Annotated in this window: 16 protein-coding genes and 2 pseudogenes; 11 read left to right on the forward strand and 7 right to left on the reverse strand. The window is 61.0% G+C overall.

All coding sequences use genetic code 11. The features are described from left to right. Positions 1 to 142: 142 nt before the first annotated feature. Complete coding sequence (locus CO667_RS19665) at positions 143 to 1984, forward strand: acyltransferase family protein (protein ID WP_097619950.1); 1842 nt, start codon at positions 143 to 145, stop codon at positions 1982 to 1984. On the opposite strand, the gene CO667_RS19670 is transcribed toward CO667_RS19665, so the two are convergent. Next, positions 1974 to 2624 (reverse strand): alpha/beta fold hydrolase, encoded by a 651-nt coding sequence (locus tag CO667_RS19670; protein WP_097619951.1) that lies wholly within the window; start codon positions 2622 to 2624, stop codon positions 1974 to 1976. The two genes, CO667_RS19665 and CO667_RS19670, sit on opposite strands and share 11 nt — an antisense overlap. Positions 2625 to 2817: 193 nt before the next feature. Next, complete coding sequence (locus CO667_RS19675) at positions 2818 to 3513, reverse strand: alpha/beta hydrolase (protein ID WP_097619952.1); 696 nt, start codon at positions 3511 to 3513, stop codon at positions 2818 to 2820. Positions 3514 to 4098: 585 nt separating this feature from the next. Here CO667_RS19675 and CO667_RS19685 point away from each other — a divergent pair. The 10 genes and pseudogenes from CO667_RS19685 to CO667_RS19730 all read left to right on the forward strand — a co-directional run bounded on the left by CO667_RS19685 (position 4099) and on the right by CO667_RS19730 (position 13047). Then, a complete protein-coding gene (locus tag CO667_RS19685) occupies positions 4099 to 4581 on the forward strand; it encodes an MSMEG_0572/Sll0783 family nitrogen starvation response protein (RefSeq protein ID WP_018244765.1) in 483 nt (160 codons plus the stop codon). A gap of 75 nt (positions 4582 to 4656) precedes the next feature. After that, positions 4657 to 5703, forward strand: a complete 1047-nt coding sequence (locus tag CO667_RS19690) for a Nit6803 family nitrilase (protein WP_097620008.1) — start codon at positions 4657 to 4659, stop codon at positions 5701 to 5703. Further along, the gene (locus CO667_RS19695; RefSeq protein ID WP_097619954.1) at positions 5630 to 6748 is read left to right on the forward strand and encodes an MSMEG_0568 family radical SAM protein; all 1119 of its coding nucleotides are present in this window, start codon (positions 5630 to 5632) and stop codon (positions 6746 to 6748) included. The genes CO667_RS19690 and CO667_RS19695 overlap by 74 nt, the downstream gene beginning before the upstream one ends. Next, positions 6745 to 7287: an MSMEG_0567/Sll0786 family nitrogen starvation N-acetyltransferase gene (locus CO667_RS19700; RefSeq protein ID WP_097619955.1), complete on the forward strand. Its 543-nt coding sequence runs from the start codon at positions 6745 to 6747 to the stop codon at positions 7285 to 7287. The genes CO667_RS19695 and CO667_RS19700 overlap by 4 nt, the downstream gene beginning before the upstream one ends. A 2-nt stretch (positions 7288 to 7289) precedes the next feature. Then, positions 7290 to 8264 carry a sll0787 family AIR synthase-like protein gene (locus tag CO667_RS19705; RefSeq protein WP_097619956.1) on the forward strand — a complete coding sequence of 325 codons (975 nt, stop codon included), beginning with the start codon at positions 7290 to 7292 and terminating at the stop codon, positions 8262 to 8264. Beyond that, positions 8261 to 9429: pseudogene (locus CO667_RS19710) on the forward strand (MSMEG_0565 family glycosyltransferase). The gene CO667_RS19705 and the pseudogene CO667_RS19710 overlap by 4 nt, the downstream one beginning before the upstream one ends. After that, on the forward strand, positions 9422 to 9709 hold the full coding sequence (locus tag CO667_RS19715) for an MSMEG_0570 family nitrogen starvation response protein (protein ID WP_097619957.1): 288 nt from the start codon (positions 9422 to 9424) through the stop codon (positions 9707 to 9709). The pseudogene CO667_RS19710 and the gene CO667_RS19715 overlap by 8 nt, the downstream one beginning before the upstream one ends. A gap of 11 nt (positions 9710 to 9720) precedes the next feature. Beyond that, a complete protein-coding gene (locus CO667_RS19720; RefSeq protein WP_097619958.1) occupies positions 9721 to 10995 on the forward strand; it encodes an MSMEG_0569 family flavin-dependent oxidoreductase in 1275 nt (424 codons plus the stop codon). Between the two features lie 2 nt (positions 10996 to 10997). Then, positions 10998 to 11858, forward strand: a complete 861-nt coding sequence (locus CO667_RS19725; protein ID WP_097620009.1) for a Pnap_2097 family protein — start codon at positions 10998 to 11000, stop codon at positions 11856 to 11858. Positions 11859 to 12027: 169 nt separating this feature from the next. Continuing rightward, entirely contained in the window at positions 12028 to 13047 is a 1020-nt protein-coding gene (locus CO667_RS19730; RefSeq protein ID WP_097619959.1) for a LacI family DNA-binding transcriptional regulator, read from the forward strand. A gap of 15 nt (positions 13048 to 13062) precedes the next feature. On the opposite strand, the gene CO667_RS19735 is transcribed toward CO667_RS19730, so the two are convergent. The 5 genes and pseudogenes from CO667_RS19735 to CO667_RS19755 form a co-directional block, all read right to left on the reverse strand. Further along, positions 13063 to 14073: a zinc-dependent alcohol dehydrogenase family protein gene (locus CO667_RS19735; RefSeq protein ID WP_097619960.1), complete on the reverse strand. Its 1011-nt coding sequence runs from the start codon at positions 14071 to 14073 to the stop codon at positions 13063 to 13065. Between the two features lie 55 nt (positions 14074 to 14128). Further along, positions 14129 to 14916 (reverse strand): annotated as a pseudogene (locus tag CO667_RS19740) (L-iditol 2-dehydrogenase). 132 nt (positions 14917 to 15048) lie between these two features. Then, positions 15049 to 16107, reverse strand: a complete 1059-nt coding sequence (locus tag CO667_RS19745) for a carbohydrate kinase family protein (protein WP_097619961.1) — start codon at positions 16105 to 16107, stop codon at positions 15049 to 15051. Next, entirely contained in the window at positions 16107 to 16778 is a 672-nt protein-coding gene (locus CO667_RS19750) for a D-lyxose/D-mannose family sugar isomerase (RefSeq protein ID WP_097619962.1), read from the reverse strand. The genes CO667_RS19745 and CO667_RS19750 overlap by 1 nt, the downstream gene beginning before the upstream one ends. Next, entirely contained in the window at positions 16778 to 17932 is a 1155-nt protein-coding gene (locus tag CO667_RS19755) for a Gfo/Idh/MocA family oxidoreductase (RefSeq protein WP_097619963.1), read from the reverse strand. Before CO667_RS19755 ends, CO667_RS19750 begins: the two co-directional genes overlap by 1 nt. Positions 17933 to 17953 lie beyond the last annotated feature (21 nt).

A 17953-nucleotide genomic window follows, 5' to 3' on the forward strand; every position in this document is an offset into this window, starting at 1 on the left:
CCGCTGCGCTGACCCCAGAGGTCGTCTCTCGCTATGGCCGAAAGCCCGTCTAAGGCGAGTGATTTTCATATTACCTTGATGCTGGTTGCATCTTGAACGGTCTCACGGTACGAAGTTCCGGGAGGCCAAATCGAGGCCAAAAATGATTACGCATCGTCAAGATATCGACGGCCTGCGTGCCGTAGCCGTAATTTTTGTGATTCTTTATCACTGTGGATTTGATCGCATTCTCCCCGGCGGATTTATCGGGGTGGACATTTTTTTCGTGATATCGGGATACCTGATTACCAAAATCATTCTTGCCGACGTGCGAGATGGCCGATTCTCGATCGGCAACTTTTATAGTCGCCGAGCAAAACGAATTCTTCCCGCTGTCGTGGTCATGTATGCTTTTGTGATGGCGGCTTCCTATTTTACGATGCTGCCTGACGAAAGCTTGCGGGTCTTTAAGTCCGTGACGTCCTCCGCGCTTTTTGCTTCAAATGCCTACTTCTATTTTACAACTGGATATTTCGATGATTCCGCGGAATTCAATCCAGTCCTGCACACCTGGTCGTTGTCGGTCGAAGAGCAGTTCTACGTCTTTTTTCCCCTGATCGTCATGTTAGCAAGCCGATATGGGCGCAGGGCAACCGGGATGGCCATAGCGGGGCTTTTTGCGGTCAGCATCATTGCGTCCATTATCACCGTTCCAATCAACCGCTCCGCAGCCTTCTATCTTGTGCAATATCGCGCATGGGAACTGCTCGTAGGCTCTCTTATCGCAGGACCGGCATTGACGAGATTCGCTGATACGCGGGTCAACGATGTGCTTTCGGCAATCGGTGCTTTGCTGATCTGCCTCAGCGCACTGCTGTTATCAAAGACGTCCGAGTTTCCCGGATTGACGGCGTTGCCCGCGACGGCAGGCACGGCGCTGATCATCTGGACGGGTCCAAGCACCGTGGTCAGCAAGCTTCTCTCATTGAGGGTTGCCACTTCCATAGGCTTGATCTCCTACTCCCTCTATCTGTGGCATTGGCCGATTTGGGTATTTTCGAAGCAGTATGGGGCGTGGGAGCATGGCTGGCAGTTGGTGCCGGTCGCTTTGAGTTTCATCGTCGCGTATGTTTCGTGGCGGTTTGTCGAAACGCCGTTCCGAACGATGAGATACCGACCTGCCGTGTCCGTCGCCGCCGGGGCTGCTTCAATCGCATCCGTAGCCATGCTGGCATTTGTCGGGCAACTCGCTGCCGATCAAATGAAAGAGGACAACACGGTCGTTGAGCGCGTGGCGGAATTTGCTGACTACGACCCTTCGAAAGCCTTTCGCAGCGGACAATGCTTCCTCACCTCAAACGACGGTATCGAAAAATACGATCGTGATGCCTGCTTGGCTCTCTCACAGAATCAGCAAAACATAGCGCTGGTCGGTGATAGTCACGCCGCTCATCTATATCCCGGGCTAAAGGCGCTTTCGGGGGCCAATGTCATTCAAGCGAACGCATCTGGATGTCGCCCCACTCTCGACGCCGAAGGCGAAGAACGCTGCATCGAACTCATGAACTACATGTTCAAGGAGTTCTTGCCGAGCCATAAGGTCGATGTTCTTGTCCTGGCCGGGCGCTGGACAAAAGATGACGTGAAACTCATCAGAAAGACCGTTGATTACCTGTCACCGTTTGCCAAAAAGATCGTCGTCTTCGGACCAGTGGCCGAATATAAATCTTCCTTGCCGCGGCTGCTCGCACACAGCCTCTACGAGAAGCAACCATTTAAAGCCGCCGATCATCTGGTGCCTCGGCAACACATCGGCCTGGACATTCAAGACGCCTTGGCCGGAAGCGGGGCAACTTACATCTCCACCTATAAGACGATGTGCAACCCGGACTGCGTGGTGTGGACAAAGGCCGGAGACCCGGTCCAATTCGACTACGGGCATTTCACCGCTGACGGCTCCCGCGTTCTGATTTCAAGAGTTAAACAAGCCCTGGTCATTCCGTAAACCGCCCATCTTTCAAAAACGACAGGGTCTCTTTCCACATCGTCCTGCTGACGGGTAAGAAAGTGTGGTTGGCGGGAATGACGATATGCGCCGCCGCGCCGTCGAGACGGGTGCTCTCCACCGACACCTTTCCATCATTCGGCACGCTGAGGCCGATGATGAGGGAGGAGACCGGGTCGATGGTCCGATTGCCGGCGATGATGCCGAGTTGGTAATCGACCGCGCCGAACAGTTCGGTCATGGCCGTTTGATCGGTCGTCAGTTGCTGTCCCGCCGGTCCATAGAACCTCCTGTATAAGGGCCAGCCCTTGAGGAAATCGGCAACCTGACTGCCGTTATTCGGCGTTCCGACCATGACCACCCTGCCGAGGTTGGGTGGTCGATCGTTCTTGAGAAACGCCCGGATGATCAGTCCACCCATCGAATAACCGACAAAGTGGACCCGACCATCGCCTGCTTTCTTCACGGCGTCGTCGATCTCCGGTCGAATGACGTCGACGAGGTCGCTGATCGACAACCTAGTGGAGGGGTAACCGACATTCACAACCCGATAACCGTGGCCGGACAGGAAGCCGGCGAGCTTCTCCATGCTTTTTTTCGTCCGGGCAATGCCGTGAAAAAGGAGAACTGTGTCGTTCATCAGTGTCCGCTCAACGTGCTGCTATCGATCGGGTCTATCCTGTAGCTTTCAAGGTGAACCTTGTCGATCAATGCCGGATAGCCAGACATCCGAACCATTTCGTTGTGGCGCACATGTGCTCGAAGCCGGAGTATGCAAGGCGTGAAAGCAGGCGTGCGCTTATTCTCACACCCCCGCCACAAGCGCCTAGTTCCTACTTTGAGATGTCTACGGCCGCCTCATCGATAAGGGTCGCGACCTCCAGGGGCTTTGATTGCGGCAAAGCATGGCTTGCCTCCAAGGTCGCGACTTTCCGAGCATTGAGACGAGCCGACATTGCCCTTTGATTTTCAGGAGCAATCATTCTGTCTTCACTTGCTATTTGATACCAGGACGGCTTCTTCCGCCAGGCTGGCGCGGTGATGACGTCTCCAAAGGTGCCGGCGAGCGGCGCTTTTTGGGTCGCCGCCAAAACGAAAGCATCTTCCGGGGATATATCCTGGCAGAAGCTTTCGTGAAATTTGTCGGCCTTGAGCCATAGGTAGCTGTCGCTGTCCGACTCGATATTGGCCATTGCCGCAGGAGGATGCTGTTGGGTGATTCCGCCTGTACTTCCGCCTGCGTCGGGAGCGAATGCGGCGATATAAACAAGCCCCGCGACATTCGGTTGATCTCCCGCTTCGGTGATGACCGCGCCGCCGTAGGAATGACCCACTAGCAGGACCGGCCCTTTCTGCTGTGCCACCATCTTGCGTGTCCGCTCAGCGTCCTCAACGAGCGAAGTCAACGGCAGTTCGACGGCGCGAACGGACTGACAGCCCCTCAGTGCCAGTTCGAGTATGACCTTGCCCCAATGTGCGGCTCCACCCCAAAAGCCATGCACCAGAATGATCGTCGGTTTATTACTCATAGTTTTCTCCTGTTTCCTGGGAAGAGCGACACGGCCGTGATCGGCGAACGGAATCTGAGCATCCTCTTTCGCCTCCTTCCTCCGCCGTTGACGGAATTGGCGGCTCACGCCGTTGGCGGCCCTGCGAACGGTCCTACATATACATCCAACCGCATTAATTGATTGCATTCAATACTAGATCTTTCCGATTGATGCGATACGTCATCTTGACGCGGACCTTCCTTTGGATACGAGCCGCATCCATGCCATTGCGGCCGACACCAGAAAGCGGCCGGAGTCCAGGCAGCCCTTCCCAAAGCCCCGCGTCAACAGGTGACAGAGGCTCGTGAAGCTCAAATATCATGGCTCCTCCTAATGATTGACGCCTAATTGGATGCATCTGATTTGGGCTTTCGTGCATTCGATTTTTGCATTCTGTCGCACAGAAAATCAGCTCCGGAATTTTCATTCTGGAAATTGATCGCACAATTGAATGCATTATTGGATACATTTGACTGCTATTTGTGCATAATCAATCTGGCATAGCGCTTGCAATTGGATGGATGCTCCCCGGATGGGGATCGGATTTCAATCAAGGAGCCATCCATGCCCGCAGTGACCAAGCCAGCCAATCAAAAAGGCGACTTTCTTGTCGATTACGAGGACAAGGTTTTCGAAGACGTACAGGCCGGCGAAGGCGAAAAAGCCCTCGTCACCTTCCATACCGTGGCCTTCGAAGGATCGATCGGATTCGTCAACCTGCTACAGGCGACACGCCTGAAGCGGAAGGGGTTCGAGACATCGGTTCTTCTCTACGGCCCGGGCGTCACGCTCGGCGTCCAGCGCGGTTTTCCGACGCTCGGCGCGGAGGCCTTTCCCGGCCATCTGAATTTCAACAACCAGATCGTCAAGTTCATGGAGGAAGGCGGCAAGGTCTATGCCTGCCGTTTTGCCCTTCAGGCGCTTTACGGCCATGGCGAAGGCGCGTTGATCCCCGGCATCACGCCGATCAGTCCGCTCGACGTTCTCGACCTGATCCTGATCCATCGCCGCGACGGCGCCTTCATCCTTGATACCTGGACGCTCTGAGCAGCAAGCGCCCCAAAGAATAAAGGGCGGAGCCTTGGCGCTCCGCCTCCCCACCCGTCAATCGAGGATTTCGTCATGGAGAAAAAACCGAGCGTCCGGGTTGCCGCCGCGCAGATCGCGCCGGATCTGACCTCGCGCGAGAAAACACTGGCCCGCGTGCTGGATGCAATTCGTGAAGCGGCAGCCAAAGGCGCCGAGCTGATCGTCTTTCCCGAAACCTTCGTCCCCTGGTACCCCTATTTTTCTTTCGTGCTGCCGCCTGTTCTCTCCGGCAAGGAGCATGTGCGACTTTACGAGGAAGCCGTCACGGTACCGAGCGCTGCCACCGATGCCGTCTCGGCAGCCGCCCGCGAGCATGGCATCGTCGTGGCGCTTGGCGTCAACGAGCGTGACCACGGATCGCTCTATAATGCCCAGCTGCTGTTTGATGCCGATGGCACGCTCCTCCTCAAGCGTCGCAAGATCACCCCGACATTTCACGAGCGGATGATCTGGGGCCAGGGCGACGCTTCCGGCCTGAAGGTGGTCGACAGCGCCGTCGGACGCCTTGGGGCGCTGGCCTGCTGGGAGCACTATAACCCTCTGGCCCGCTACGCCCTGATGGCACAGCACGAGGACATCCACATCGCCCAGTTTCCGGGCTCGATGGTCGGGCCGATTTTTGCCGACCAGATGGAGGTCACCATCCGCCACCACGCGCTGGAAAGCGGTTGCTTCGTGGTCAATGCCACCGGCTGGCTGACCGACGGGCAGATCGCCTCCATCACGTCCGACGCCGGCCTGCAGAAGGCCCTGCGCGGCGGCTGCATGACCGCGATCATCTCACCCGAAGGCAAACACGTCGTGCCGCCGCTGACAGAAGGCGAAGGCATCCTGATCGCCGATCTCGACATGAGCCTGATCGTGAAACGCAAGCGGATGATGGATTCGGTCGGCCATTATGCCCGGCCCGAGCTGCTGCATCTTGTCATGAATGGCCGCGCCACTGCGCCGATGGTCACCACCACCCAGCCATCCCTCCCCACAGCCGAAGCAAGGATCCTTTCCGATGGAGAATACGACACGTCTGCCGACCGAGATTCTGATCAACGAATTGCAGTCCTACGGAGCTCGGCTCGTTGACCCCAAGGCCGGACATGAAAGCCGCCGCGGTGGTGCCGGACCTTCCGACCATAAGGCACTGACCATTGACGGCATGACGGTGATGGTGCCGGTTCATACCGCACCTGCGTTCGAGAGCCCCTATCTGGTGGAAAAGCCGGATGATATGGGCCGCAGCCGTATCAGCCGGGACGGTACGGTGCTGGGCGAGGTCTCCTTTCCCCTGCGCCCACGCTTCTACGAGCGCTCGACCGCCGACGGCATTCCCTATTCGCAGATCGCCGTTCTCCACGGCAAGGACGTGCTCGCTACCACCGTGCTGCAGACCTGCATCCGCTATCAGAGCCGCACCAAGACCTGTCAGTTCTGCGCCATCGGCCAATCGCTGGCATCCGGCCGCACCATCGCCCACAAGACGCCGGAGCAGCTCGCGGAAGTCGCCAGGGCCGCTGTCGAACTGGACGGCGTCAAACACATGGTGATGACCACCGGCACGCCGAAGGGCGACGACCGCGGTGCTGCGATCCTCGCCGACAGCGCCCGCGCCATCAAGGCGGCCGTCAACATTCCCATCCAGGCACAATGCGAGCCGCCGGAAGACGATATATGGTTCACCCGCATGAAGCAGGCTGGCGTCGATGCACTGGGCATGCATCTGGAAGCCGTGACGCCGGAGGTGCGTGCCCGCATCATGCCGGGCAAGGCGCAGGTCTCGATCGCCAAATACATGGCCTCGTTCGAGGCCGCAGTGGAGGTCTTCGGGCGCGGCCAGGTCTCGACCTATATTCTAGCGGGGCTCGGCGACAGCCGTGAAGCCATTCTGGACATCTGCGAAAAGCTGGTTGCGCTCGGCGTCTATCCCTTCGTCGTGCCGTTCGTACCGATCTCCGGCACGCCGCTGGAAAGCCACCCGGCGCCGAGGCCCGACTTCATGCACTCGATCCTCGGACCCTTGTCCAGGATGCTGGTCGCCAGCGGCTTGAAGGCCGTCGACATCAAGGCCGGCTGCGGCAAATGCGGCGCCTGCTCCGCCCTTTCCACCTATGAAAGGATGCTCACCAAATGATGCTCGAAGCCTTTGCTCCCTATCGCTCGAGCGAATTCCAGGTGAAATTCGCGACCTCCGCCTGGGAGCGCAGCCAAGCGCATGCGCTGCGCCGTGCCGTCTTCTGCGAGGAACAGCGGATCTTCGAGGGCGATGACCGCGACCAGATCGACGATCACGCCATCCCGATCGTCGCCCTCTCCAAGCTCGGCATTGCCGCCGACCAGCTGGTCGGAACGGTGCGCATCCATCAGGCCGAACCCGGTCTCTGGTGGGGCTCACGACTGGCGGTCCATCCGGATTTCCGCAAGATCGGCGCCCTGGGGGCGACCCTGATCAAGCTCGCCGTGTCCTCCGCCAATGCAATCGGATGCCACACGTTCCTCGCCAATGTGCAGGTTCAGAACGGTCTGCTGTTCCGCAGGTTGCACTGGGATGTGATCGAGGAATTCGAGGTCTATGGCAAACCGCATCTCAGGATGAAGGCCGACCTTGCCTATTATCCGCCTTGCGTCACACCCGAGGCAGGCTTCACCGCCCTTTCCAGAAAGGCGGCGTGAGGATGGTCGCGATCGACATCAAGGCGCTGGCGGCAAAACTCTCGGCCAGCAGCGGCATCGCCGCCAAGCAGGATATCGGCACGATCGCCGCAAGGCTCGGCCTGCAGGGTCAGCAGATTGCCGTCGGTGACGATTGCGCCGCGCTGCCCGATGGCGACGGTTATCTGCTTTTTGCCATCGAAGGGTTTATGAACGAGTTCGTCGCCGCCGACCCCTGGTTCGCCGGCTGGTGCGGTGTCATGGTCAATATCTCCGACGTCGTTGCCATGGGCGGCCGGCCGATCGCCGTGGTCGATGCCGTCTGGGCCGATGGCGAGGCTGGCGCGGCACCCGTTCTGGACGGCATGCGGGCGGCATCCAGCGCCTTTGGCGTGCCGATCGTCGGCGGCCACACCAATATCCGCACCGAGCGCGGCCAATTGTCGGTCGCCATTCTCGGTCGCGCCAAGACGCTGCTGACGAGCTTCGATGCAAGGCCGGGCGATGTGCTGGTTGCGGCGATCGACCATCGCGGCCGCTACCGCGAGCCCTTCAACAACTGGGAGGCCGCCACCGATGCCGCACCGGCGCGCCTGCGCGGCGACCTCGAGCTGCTACCCGAGATCGCCGAAGCCGGGCTGGCGCTGTCTGCGAAGGATATCAGCCAAGGCGGCATCATCGGCACCGCCATCATGCTGGCCGAATGTTCGCATGTCGGCATCGATATCGACGTCACCGCTATTCCCCTGCCCGCCGGTGTCGCCCTCGATCGCTGGCTCGTCACCTTTCCGAGCTTCGGCTATCTGCTCTCGGTCTCGCCGGAACATGCGGCCGATGTCGTCACCCGCTTCACCGCGCGCGGCATCAACGCTGCGGTCATCGGCGCAGTCGTGGCTGGTGCCGAGGTCGCACTGGTCGATGGCGAGAGCCGTGCAGTGGTGCGCGATCATACAGAAACACCCCTGCTGCAGCTCGGTCGGCAGGATGTCGCCGCATGAGCCTCCCGTCGCACCGAACCCTACGCATTGCCATGCTGACCCATTCCACCAATCCGCGTGGCGGCGTGGTTCATGCCATGCAGCTTTCGGAAGCGCTGACCTCGCTTGGTCATGAGGTGGTCCTGCATGCGCCTGATGCCAAGGGGACGGGCTTCTTTCGCCAACCCTCCTGCGGCACGGCCTGCATTGCCGTGGCAACGGCACCCCCGGACACGACGGAAATGGTCGAGCAGCGAATTGCCGATATGTCGGTTATTTCCGCAGAACCGGAACCAATGGCTTCGACCTGTTTCACGCCCATGACGGCATTTCCAGCAATGCGCTGGCGACCCTCAAGCTGGAGGGCCTCATCCCGAGTTTTGCCCGCACCGTCCACCACATCGATCAATTCGCCGATCCGCGCCTGATGGCTCTGCAGGATCGCGCGATCGACGCCGCCGATATCTTCTTCGCCGTCAGCCGCCTCTGGCGGGACAGGCTCAAAGAGGATCGCGGCATTGAGGCGGCGGTGGTCGGCAATGGCGTCGACACCAACCGCTTCTCGCCTGCCTGGAGCGGCGAGCAGGTCGCTCTGCGCGACAGACTGCAGCTCGGAAGCGGGCCGATCTTCCTCAGTGTCGGCGGCATCGAGGCGCGAAAGAACACTCTCGGCATTCTCGAAGCCTTTCGTCAGGTCCGCGCCATCCGGCCGGATGCCCAGCTTGTCATTGCCGGCGGCGCCTCTCTCCTAGACCATGGCGACTATCAGGAAGAGTTCCGTTCTTGCCTCTCCTGCCTCGGCCGGGACGCCGCGGCGGTGCATATCACCGGTCAGATAGCGGATGCCGACATGCCCAGCCTCTACCGGCTGGCGGATGCGCTGGTGTTTCCCTCGCTCAAGGAAGGCTTCGGCCTCGTCGTTCTGGAAGCCATGGCCAGCGGCATTCCGGTCGTGACATCCTCGATTGCGCCCTTCACCGAATATCTGGGTCCCGGCGATGCGATCTGGTGCGATCCGCACCATCCGGTCTCCATTGCCGAGGGCATGGCGCTGGCGCTGGTCGCGCCGATCCGCGAGCAGATCATCCCCCGTGGTCTCGAAGTTGCCGCCCGCCATGGTTGGCACCAAACTGCGACCGCCCACCTTGCCCGCTATCACACACTGTTGGAGGCCGACCATGCCTGAAATGCGGTTCGTCATAACCTGGCCGGATGGCCAGGAAGAGACCTGTTATTCCCCCTCCCTGATCATCCGTGAGTTTTTCACCGAGGGTGAAAGCTATTCGGTCGCCGATTTCGTCGATCGCAGCCGCAGGGCGCTTACCATCGCCAGCGATCGCGTGGAGGCGAAGTTTGGTTTTGCGTGTTCATCCGCAAACGACCAACTCGCCCGAATTGAAAGCGTCGCTGTCGCCTTCCTGCATGACGCAGATGCCCGCGTCCACTGCAAAACCTTCATCCTTTGAAAGGACCCATCATGACCACACCATCCCTCAAGAACCACTACAGTGCGGTTGTCATCGGCGGTGGCCAGGCCGGGCTCTCGGCCTCCCACTATCTGAAGAGGCACGGCATTGATCACGTGGTTTTCGAGAAGAAGACCGCTGCGCATAAATGGAAGAACGAACGCTGGGACGCCTTCTGCCTGGTGACGCCGAACTGGCAATGCCAGCTTCCCGGCCATCCCTATGACGGTGCGGATCCGCACGGTTTTATGGTCAAGGACGAGATACTCGCCTATGTCGATCGCTTCGTGAAGAAGGTCGAGGCGCCGGTCTTCGAGCAAACCGGCGTGACGTCGCTCGAAAAGCATGGCGGCCTCTTCCGGCTCGAGACCTCGGCTGGGGCGGTGACTGCTGATGCCGTGGTGATCGCCACCAGCCTCTATGCAGATCCAGCCACTCCGCGTGCGGCCGAGCGCCTGCCCGAGCACATCATGCAGATCCACACCGCCGCCTATCGCAATGCCGACCAACTGCCGGAAGGCGGCGTCATCGTGGTCGGCTCCGGCCAGTCCGGCTGCCAGATTGCAGAGGATCTGCATCTTGCCGGCCGCAAGGTGCATCTCGTCACCGGCAATGCACCGCGTTGCGCCCGGTTCTATCGCGGCCGCGATGTGGTCGACTGGCTTTCCGATATCGGCCAATACGACATCACCGTCGAACATGATGGCATGACGAAGAAGAAGCACGACACCAACCATTACCTGACCGGACGCGACGGCGGACGCGATATCGATCTGCGCAAGTTCGCACTGGAGGGCATGGCGCTCTATGGCCGCATGTCCGGCGTCGCCGCCGGCCGGATGCTGTTCGAGCCGAACCTGAAGGCCAATCTCGACGGTGCCGACCGTGTCTATAACGGCATCAATGCCCTGATTGACCGGCATATCGCCGAAAAGGGCATCGATGCTCCGGCCGGATCCCCCTATGTCCCCGTCTGGGAGCCTGGGGCGGAGATTGCCGAGCTCGACCTGAAGGCGGAGGGGATCACTTCGGTCATCTGGGCCACGGGATTCAGCCCGGATTGGTCCTTCGTCGGCCTGCCGATCTTCGACGGCAACGCCTATCCCGTGCATCGCCGTGGCGTCACCGTCGTCGATGGCGTCTATGTGCTCGGACTTCCCTGGCTCTGGACCTGGGGCTCGGGCCGGTTCCTCAGCGTCGGCAAGGATGCCGAACATGTGGTCGGGCATCTCGCAGCTCGGATTTCGGCACAGGCATCGTCTCTCAAGCGATCGGTCAGCGCCTGATGATGAGCGCAGCCCTTCTCGATTTTCCGCCCTCAGGACCTTCGGCACGCGACTTGATGGAACGTGCCCTTGATCCGCATGTGCTTCTCGGCATGCCGCACTTGAATGGAAATGGGCTGTCGGAGACCTGGCTGATGAAGGAACTCGGCCATCGTCACTGGCTGATGCTCGCGTGTCATCTCGGGCTCGACAATGCGGATTTCAGAACCGCCGATGGAGAGGAGGCCTATGCCGCAATCTGTGCTACGTCCCTGACGGATGTCCATTTCGACGTCGTGCGGGCAAACGATATTTTGACCATCCACTCGAGGCTGTCCGCAGTCTCGCGAACCCGGACTTCGACCCGACACGAGTTATCTGTGCACGGACGAATGGTCGGCGCGGTCGAACTGATCTCGACCTTCGTTCACAGAACGATCAAAGGCGACAACCACTCGATCGCACGTGTGACGTTGCGCGAGCCGCAGGGACAACGGTTCCAGCCCAGCCTTCTCGCCCAGAATGCTGCAGATATCCGGAATGGGCGGTTCGGCACGCATTTCGGGTTTCCCGTCCTCGCCGACACAGCGCTCAGAACCTTTAAGTTTGATCCTAGCGCCTCGCAGGAGTTCAACGGCGCCGGACTGTTTTACTTTGCCGAGTATCAGGCATTGGCTGATCGCGCCTTGGAAAACTGGTTTCCCCGCAAGGGGCCGGTCGTCCGAAAGGACGTTTTCTTCCTTGGCAATATCGAACGAAAGGAAAGCGTTTTCTTCGACCTTATTGGCTTTTCCGACGAGCAAAAAACTGTCCATGGGCAGTTGCGACGTGAAAATGGGAAATTGATCGCCAAAATATTCGGCACGTGGACATGTCTTCGCTGAGGCATCGTCCCACAATGCCTGCTTTGCGCCCTTTGAAACGGGGAAGGACGACGGGATGGCGAGCGTCGCGCGCTTGATGCAGCGTCGCGCTAGTGCTCTAGTGAATGATAAATGGAGGTGAACTTCAGCAAGTCCGTCTCATTCGACCGCCAGAAAGAAATGCGAACACGTGACGACCAGCATCAGACATATCGCCAAACTTGCCGGAACGTCAGTCTCTTCGGTCTCGCGCGTGCTCAACAACAGCGGTTACGCTTCACCCGAACTCAGGGATCGCGTCGAGGCGGCGATCCGAACGCTGAACTACACGCCCAGCAAGGGTGCGCGTATGCTGCGCGGTGCACCTAGCCGGATGATCGGGCTGATGCTGCCGTCAATCGACGTGCCTTTCTTCGGCATTCTCGCCCATGCCATCGAACAGGAATTGTTTCGGCACGGCTATCAGACGCTGATCTGCAGCACGGCGGAAAATATGGACCACGAGGTGCGCTACATCTCCATGCTGCTCGCCCAGCGCGTCGACGGCGTCATCGTGGCCAGCGCCTTCGGCAGCATCGAGCATTTCGCGGTGCTGCGGGACGCCCGCATTCCGATCATCGCCATCGACCGCGAGCTGAACGGCATCGCCGACGATGCTGTCATGGCCGATCATCAGGAAGGCGGGCGGCTGATGGCGCGCCATCTGATCGGCCTTGGCCACCGGGCGATCGCCATCGTCGGCGCGCCGGCGCACAGCCAGCCGATTCAGCTTCGCCTTCAGGGCATCACGGCGGAAATGGCGAAAGACGGCATCGCCCCTGCCGTCGTGGCGATGGCGGAAGAGCACAGCTTTGCCGAGACCTATCGGCTGGCGCGGGAATTGCTGGCGTCCCGGCCTGATGTCACCGCGATCATCGGTACGACCGACATTTCGGCGATTGCCGCAATCCATGCCATCCAGGATCGCGGATTTTCCGTTCCGAACGACTATTCGGTCGTCGGCTTCGACGATCTGCCCGAAGCAGCCTATGTCTTTCCGCGGCTGACAACGGTCGCACAGCCGATCCGCGATGTCGGGCAGCAGGCCGCCCGGCTGCTGGAAGCGCTGATCGAGGCGCACCAGACAGGCGACGGTTCTCGGCAGGGTGCGATCGTCAAGGTGCCGGTCACGCTGATCGAGCGCGATTCCACCGGCCCCGTCCGCAACTGAGGCGAGCCCCCGAGGCTAGGGCCGGACGATGACCTTGATCTCGCCCGGCAATGGCGCGCTGCCCACCACTTCGGCGACCTCCTCGAGACCGATGGTTCTGGTGACCAATGCGTCCAGCTCCAACGCGCCGCCGGCGACCATTGCCGCAGCGCGCGAATGGGTGAAGGGGTTGAGGTAGGCCGGCCTGATATCGACTTCGTTGACCAGCAGATCGAAGGGCAGAACCGGCACCTCGACACCGGCCGGCGTCACCCCGAACAGCACGAAGGCGCCGCCGCGCCGCGTCATCCTCAGACCGCTTTGAAGGGTTTCGCTGACGCCGGCGCATTCGATGACGACGTCGGCGCCGCCTTTGGTGACCTCTCCAACGCAAGCGATCATGTCCGAAGAGGCCGGGTCGAAGGCGTGCGTCGCCCCCAGCCGCAGAGCGGTCTGGCGTCTCGATTGCTGCCGCGTGATCAAAATGATCTCGCCTGCCCCGGCCAGGCGGGCCAGCTGCACCATCAGCAGGCCGATCACGCCGCCGCCAAGGATGGCGACGCTGTCGCCCGGACGGATCCCTGCCTTGTCGATGGCGTGGAGACAGCAGGCCAGCGGTTCACTGAAGGCGCCGTGAACGGGATCGAGGCCGGCCGGCAGCCTGAAGGCCTGCGCGTGCGGCACCGCCACATATTCGGCAAAGCCGCCATCCCGTGTCACGCCGATGGCGGTCAGACGCTCGCACAAGTTCGGCCGCGCCCGCGTGCAAGCCGGACAGGTGCCGCAGGCGATATTCGGGTCAACCGTCACCAGTTCGCCGCCGGTAAAGCGGGTGACACCATCGCCGATCTCTTCGACGATGCCGGAGAATTCGTGGCCCAGCGTGACGGGGATCGCTGTCGGGTACTCGCCCTTGTACATATGGCGATCGGAACCGCAGATGCCGGCGGCTGCCACCCGGACAAGCAGCTCGCCCGGCCCGGCAACCGGTTTCTCGACGCTGCGCATGGTCAAAGACCCGATCGACTCCAAGCGTACAGCCTTCATTCCACTCCTCCAGACCTCACATTCGATTGCCTATTACTGCTGATGAAGCGAGGCGTCAGCTCATGACATTGCCGCCATCGACATTGTGGCACCGCGCCACGATGTATGCTGCATCGGGCCCGGCCAGGAAGGCCGCCATGGCCGCTTGTTCCTGAGGGGCGCCAAATCGTCCGGCGGGAACGGCAGCGGCCACGCGGCGCTTGACGTCGCCGGGTTTCAAACCTTCGCGGCTGCCGAGTTTTCTATCGACGACGTCCCACATCGGCGTATCGACGACGCCGGGCGCGATGGCGTTGACGTTGATGCCGTAGCGGATCAGCTCCAGGGCGCAGCTTTGCGTGATGCTGATGACGGCCGCCTTGGAAGCGCAGTAAGCCACCGCAGGCCCTTCGCCCCGACGCCCGCCTGGGACGAGAAGTTGATGATGCGCCCACCCTCCCCTCTTTCCACCATGTGCCGGGCAACGGCCTGCGTCATGAAGATCAGGCCTTCGATATTGACCTGAAATACTTTTGCGGTGCGCTCCCGGGATATCTCCAGAATCGACTCGACGTCATAAATACCGGCGGCATTGACCAGGATGTCGATCTGACCGGCGGTTGATATGGTGAAGCGCGCCGCGTCTTCGATGCTGTCCTGGCTGGTCACGTCAAGCGCCACACCCCAGGCATCAGGACCGATCGCTTCCGCCACCCTTGCGCAGCGTTCGCCGTCGAGATCCGCCACGACAACCCTGGCGCCTTCAGCGGCGAAGCGTTCGCAGACCGCCTTGCCGATGCCGCTCGCGCCTCCCGTGACCAATGCCACCTTGCCGGAGAGCCGCCCCGTTTCCGGATCTGTCATCGCAGTGCCTCCCCGGTCGCATCTGCACCGGCGAAGGTGCCGTGTACGGCTGCCATAGTGAATAGCTTCATGTCTGCTCCTCCATTTCTGACTGGGCGGTGATCGGCGCCGCCCGCTCCCGAGACGACGGGGCTAAGCGGGTTGCGGGTGCGTCTCCTTCGCCTCCCGAAGGAGGACGGATATGTCGGGGATGCCATCGGTGGCCGTCGCACCCGCGAGACAATGCGCAGCCGCAGCATGGGCGACGGCGCAGATATGTTCGACCGGCCAGTTCTCATGCAGGCCATAGAGCACGGCGGCGCAGAAGGCGTCTCCGGCGCCGACCGTGCTGACGATGTCATCGGGATCGACGGGGCGTGACCGCGTCATGACCGGGGAAGCGCCCGGCGCAAACCAGAAGCAAATTTCCGGCGCATGGATGATCGCGCCTTTCGCGACACCCGCCGCCAGCAGGCGCTCGCCCGCTGTCAAAAGCCCCGCCTCGATCAAATCGCCCTGCGCATCGCGAACGATAATGCCAGTTGCGCGACCGGCCTCCATCTCGTTGATGATCAGGTAATCGCAGAAGGGTAAGGCAACACCGACCTTGGCGGCAAATTCCGGGTCTTCGCTCGATACGAAGTCCACGCAGGTCGTCAGCCCGGCGCGGCGCGCGGCTTCCAGCAGGCGCGACGCTCCCGAACGACCGTCGGGGCCGATGCGATCGAGACCCGGCAGCAGCATGAGATAACCGAGATAGAACAGACGATAGCCGGCCTCAGCGAAGGTCGCGGGTGAGACGAGCTTGTCGGTGACGGCATCGTTGGCCCCGCCATGATAGAAGAAGGTGCGGTTCTGGCCGGGCACATTCATGACATGCGTATGCGCCGTCACCCGGTCGGCCAGCGCCGTCAGCCCGCCGACATCGACGCCGGCGGCCGCAAGGCGGGCCTTGACGATCTCACCGTCCTGATCGACGCCGATACAGCCGGCCGCCGCCAGCTTTCCGGGAAATCCGAGTGAGGCCAGATCGGTGACGACATTGGCCGCCCCGCCGCCGACGCCCAGATCCTGGTGCAGGATATGCGCGAGATTGCCCTGGTCGGGCCAATAGGACAGGGTGTGGACGCGGTCGACGATGAAGTTTCCCGCGCAGACGATGCCGCCCTCTTTCCGACTGTCGCGATGGTGAACCTCCTCCCCGGTTCGCATCAGCAGCCTCCTTCGTTCCAGAGGGGTCTGAGCGGCGGCTCGTCCTCCTCGATCGCGGCAAAGCGGCCGATCGGCTCCAGAAAGACATTATCGCTGTGGTCGTCGTTGACCTGGCTGACCTCGCCGACAAGGACGGGGCCGCCGCCTTTCCGGCCGTAGAAGCGGTGGTAAAGCCCGGTGCGGATCGTCACGCTCTGACCAGGCCGGAGAATCAGCGGCTCCCATGCGGAGAGGCGGTGCGGCAGCCCGTCGACCGGAACCGTCACATCCTCCATCAGCACAGTGCCATCGGCGTCGGTTGCGGCGAATTCGATGACGAGATCGCCGCCGGCGCGATTGATGATGTCTTCCATTTTCGCCGCATGCCGGTGCGTCGGCGTGACCTGGTCTTCTCCAACGAAGAGCAGCTTTTCGGCATAGGTCCGCTCGCCCCTGACGTCAACGATGCCGTTGCGCAGGCAAAACAGTACGAGGCCGCATTCGGCAAACCGGTTCGAGCCGAAATCGGTGACGTCCCAACCCAGCTGATGGGCGCGCAAATAGGCCGATGCCTCCGGGTTAGCGGCAAAATCTGCTGCCGTCCAATAGCCCCATGCCGGCAGCGACCAGTGCCAGCGCTCGAGGGTTTCGGTTGCCCGCCGCAAGGCGGCGTTGATCTCTGAGCGCTGCATCAGACGGATGCCCCGTCATAGGCGACCGGCACCACGACGTCTTCTCGGCCGGATTTGAGGGCTGCCGTCAGGACCGCATGATGCGCCTGCGCTTCATCAGGCGTCGCGCAGCCAAAACCGTTGGCGTTGCCGCCGGCAAGCTCATCGACGAAGGCCGCCCACATTTGCTGTATGGCGTCGGCAAAACCGAATTCGAAGATCTTGCCTGTTATGGCTGGAAACAGCGACCCATAGCCGAGATCCTCGGTGCTCCAGGCCTGCGCACCGCCATTATAATCCATCCATTGCCACTGACGCGGCGACTTCGTGCTGAAGAATGCGCTTTTCTTCATGCCGAGAACCCTGATGTACCAGCTGTTGGATTCGCCGGGCGCGATGCGCCAGGTTTTCAGCACCATCGGGAAATCCTGATCGCCGGTGCGCACGCGGCTGCTGATCGTGGCATTGTCCCAGGTGGTGCAGGGCAGCATGCCGCCCTTGCCGTCGGGACGTTCGGTGACCTTCTTGATCAGTTGCGCATGCAGCGTCGCCGGACGCCAGCCAAGACGCAGCGGCACGTGCAGCACATGCATGCCGAGATCGCCCATGCAGCCATAATCGCCGTTGATCTCGGCCATGCGCTTCCAGTTGATCGGCTTCTGCCGGTCGATATCCGAAGAATGCAGGAAACCCGCCTCGACTTCGAGGATCTCCCCCATCTCGCCGCTTTTTGCGAGCGCAATGACCTTCTGTGCACCGGGGAAGAACGGCATTTCAGAGGAGCAGCGGACCAGGAGTTCGGGATGCTCGGCGAGAACCGCCATGATCTCTCGGTTCTGAGCCGCGTCCATGCCGAAGGGCTTTTCGCCGAGAAGATGTTTTCCGGCCTTCAGGATGTCGATGTAGAATTGCTGGTGCAGCACATGCGGGACGGCGCAATAGACCGCATCGACCTCGGGATTGGCCAGAAGCGCCTTATAGTCGGCAGTGAACTGCCGAACGCTCGGCACATTGTCCCTGAACCAGTCGAGCAGCGTCGCGTTGGTATCGCAGACGGCGACGATTTCCGGTCGCGCCTTCACATCGGCCAGATGCAGCCAGCGCGCCGCGGCACTGGCGAATTCGCGCCCCATCAGACCGCAGCCGATGACGCCGAAACGGAATATTTTCGTCATAACATCTCCTCCCAGACGCGC

The sequence above is a fragment of the Rhizobium sp. L43 genome (assembly GCF_002531725.1).
Taxonomy (GTDB): Bacteria; Pseudomonadota; Alphaproteobacteria; order Rhizobiales; family Rhizobiaceae; genus Rhizobium.